The 2,346-nt window shown below is 44.5% G+C and carries 5 protein-coding genes; 3 read left to right on the top strand and 2 right to left on the bottom strand.

The features are described 5' to 3' along the window. A partial coding sequence (locus CUS_RS20770) for a relaxase/mobilization nuclease domain-containing protein (RefSeq protein WP_242831533.1) occupies positions 1-144 on the bottom strand: 144 nt, incomplete at its 3' end. A 248-nt stretch (positions 145-392) separates the two neighbouring features. Here CUS_RS20770 and CUS_RS20020 point away from each other — a divergent pair. Beyond that, a complete protein-coding gene (locus CUS_RS20020) occupies positions 393-530 on the top strand; it encodes a hypothetical protein (RefSeq protein ID WP_002847540.1) in 138 nt (45 codons plus the stop codon). A gap of 121 nt (positions 531-651) precedes the next feature. Here the strand turns inward: CUS_RS20020 and CUS_RS03465 are convergent, their stop codons facing one another. Beyond that, positions 652-996, bottom strand: coding sequence for a plasmid mobilization protein (locus CUS_RS03465; protein ID WP_002847542.1), 345 nt, complete (start codon positions 994-996; stop codon positions 652-654). Between the two features lie 551 nt (positions 997-1,547). Between CUS_RS03465 and CUS_RS03460 the strand changes: the two genes are divergently transcribed. Both CUS_RS03460 and CUS_RS03455 read left to right on the top strand, forming a co-directional pair. Then, the gene (locus CUS_RS03460) at positions 1,548-1,931 is read left to right on the top strand and encodes a hypothetical protein (protein WP_002847541.1); all 384 of its coding nucleotides are present in this window, start codon (positions 1,548-1,550) and stop codon (positions 1,929-1,931) included. A gap of 168 nt (positions 1,932-2,099) precedes the next feature. Then, positions 2,100-2,285, top strand: coding sequence for a hypothetical protein (locus CUS_RS03455; RefSeq protein WP_002847543.1), 186 nt, complete (start codon positions 2,100-2,102; stop codon positions 2,283-2,285). The last annotated feature ends 61 nt before the right edge of the window (positions 2,286-2,346 follow it).

The following is a 2,346-nucleotide window of genomic DNA, read 5'->3' as shown; positions in this document are numbered from 1 at the left end:
TTCGGGAGTAATTTCCCCAGGCTTGAAACTGACGATAAAATGCTGAGCGAGAACGGAGCTTCTGCCAGTTCCGTTCGCCCGTATTTCTTCAAAGTCATGGTGAGCCTGTTCAGGATCGACGCTGCAACCTTGTGTAAAGATCAATCTGCCGTTGTCCGTCTTTTCAGGGTTGGCGATATATTTCAGTGATGCAAGTTCATCAACTGAGACTGAAAAAATCTTAGTGGTTGCCAGAGTTTATCTACCCCTTTCTATTTTCATATTGTTCTTGACAAAAAAGACCATTTATGGTATACTAAATTTAAGTTTAGTATCAGTATCGAACATCTAAGAATCCTGTAAAATCACTGGAACGAAAACAACTGCGTTCTTATTGTGAGGAGGTGAAAAAGATGACCAGAGAGGAACTGAAAGCACAGATTGAAGAGTTAATGCGTCAGTACGCCGATGAAGAAATTGACGGTGCTACTTACGCAGAAAGAATGATGGAGTTGACCACATCTGCACGAGATGAAAATGACGATGACTAATCAGCTTGTGGAAACTCATTTCTTTTGTTTTTGAATGTGATAAATTGTTTTGGTGGAGCGGCGTTAAATAGTCGCTCCTTTTTATTATCTATCGTTTGCATTTTAAGCTCAACGATTTATTTCAGTGATGCAAGCTCATCAACTGAGACTGAAAAAATCTTAGTGGTTGCCAGAGTTTGTCCACCTCCTCCCTCAAAGCGGAAATATCTTCGGGATAGACCTTTCCGCCGCTGTTGGCTCTGACTGCCACCTGATTGAAGTTGTTGGAGATACTTCTTGCAAGTTTCAGCAGCTCATTCATCTTGTCATCGTTGAAAATTACGATGTAGCCTGTGAAGATCATGTGGCGGAAGAAGTCGCTTCGTGACTTCATACCGCTTGCATTGAACTTGTGGTTGAACGCTTCGTATTCCTCGTCACTTAACCTGACCTGAATACTGTGGTTTCGTTTGGTTTTGTTGCTCATGTTTTCTGTTTTCCTTTCTATTTCTAATTGCAGGGTCTTAGGGGCGGCAGCCCTCTAACAAGCGGTGCATTGGTGTACTCAAATCTGTGATTTGTAGTGCAGCTATGCCGAGCTTGCGATTTGTGTTAGCCCCTGCGGGGCTATTTTGCATTTGAGCCTGTGGCTCTGCTTTGTTTCCGCACTTCCATGTGTGGAATTGGAGCGTCAGCGACTATTTTTCTCTTTTTCGTTTTCGGCTCAAAGCTCTGCGCCCGTCCCTATGGATATGATACAAGAAAAAAATCAAAAAGTCAATGAATCGAAAAATGGGCATTCGTCAAAATGACAGTTGCGGGTTTCTATGCTCTCAGAGTATCGTAACCCCCTCATAACTGCACGTTTCTGAAAATTCAATCGCTCCGATTTCGGGCGGTGTTGAGAAAAGTTTGTCTGGTCTGCCAGTAGATTTTTAATGGAATTGCGCGCTATAATTGGAGTATGAAAATGGAGAACAGAGCTTCGGCTCATGGAACAGAAATAAAAATAATAAAGAGAAAGCGAGGTGATTATGAATGGGTATCTATGCAGAGAAGCGTGACAAGCTCGTTGCTCGGATCGAGGAACTGACGAAACGCATCGCCACTGATACTGCCAAGAAGCAGGAGCTTGAGGAGAAGCTGAAAGAAGCTAACCGTCTTGCGATGGCTGAGGAGAGGGGCTGTAAGCCCCGTGAGCTTGATGACATCATCAATGCGGAGCATTCGCTGTTACAGAAACTTCGTGCAAGCGGTCTGTCGGATTCCGAGCTGCTTGAAATGGTCGGTGTCCCTACTAACGATAGCGACAAGGACGGTGACAGCAAGAATGCGGACAGCTCGGATTGCGATAAGTCGGATAGTGATACTGCCGAGGACGATGATGAGATCAAGTTCTATGGCGAAGCGCTGACCGACTAACACAAAAATGCCTGAACGGTCAAAGGCATTTTCCCCGTAACCGACGGGACGATTTTTATGGATACAGACAGCAGGAAGTGCGAAAATGGAACGAGCTGTCGGAAAGGATAGTGTTATACGACAAACAACAGCACTGCCGCAGACAGAGAGAAGGCAGGCAAGAGAACAATGCAGGAGATGGACGAGCTTTACAAAGACCGTCCGACACACACCAACACTTATGAGATGGACGGTGTAAAACATACGGTGATCAGTCACTTCATTGGTGACAGGGATATAAACGATGTGATGTTCGATTATGCCTACAACAGAGTTGTAAACGAGCTTCTTCATCGTGTTCCCGAAACAGCATAATCTTTTTTCTGAAAGCTATTGCTTTTTCCGATATGGCGCGCTATATAGACTCATATCGGAA

Source organism: Hominimerdicola alba 8 (assembly GCF_000178155.2).
GTDB lineage: Bacteria > Bacillota > Clostridia > Oscillospirales > Ruminococcaceae > Hominimerdicola > Hominimerdicola alba_C.
Note: the sequence above shows the minus strand (reverse complement) of the source record. Positions and strands in the feature narration are given on the sequence as shown.

What these genes read in the sequence shown, in the direction of transcription:
- CUS_RS20020 (WP_002847540.1), top strand. Translation starts at nt 393, where the DNA reads ATGACCAGAGAGGAACTGAAAGCACAGATTGAAGAGTTAATGCGTCAG.
- CUS_RS03465 (WP_002847542.1), bottom strand. Translation starts at nt 996, where the DNA reads ATGAGCAACAAAACCAAACGAAACCACAGTATTCAGGTCAGGTTAAGT.
- CUS_RS03460 (WP_002847541.1), top strand. Translation starts at nt 1,548, where the DNA reads ATGGGTATCTATGCAGAGAAGCGTGACAAGCTCGTTGCTCGGATCGAG.
- CUS_RS03455 (WP_002847543.1), top strand. Translation starts at nt 2,100, where the DNA reads ATGCAGGAGATGGACGAGCTTTACAAAGACCGTCCGACACACACCAAC.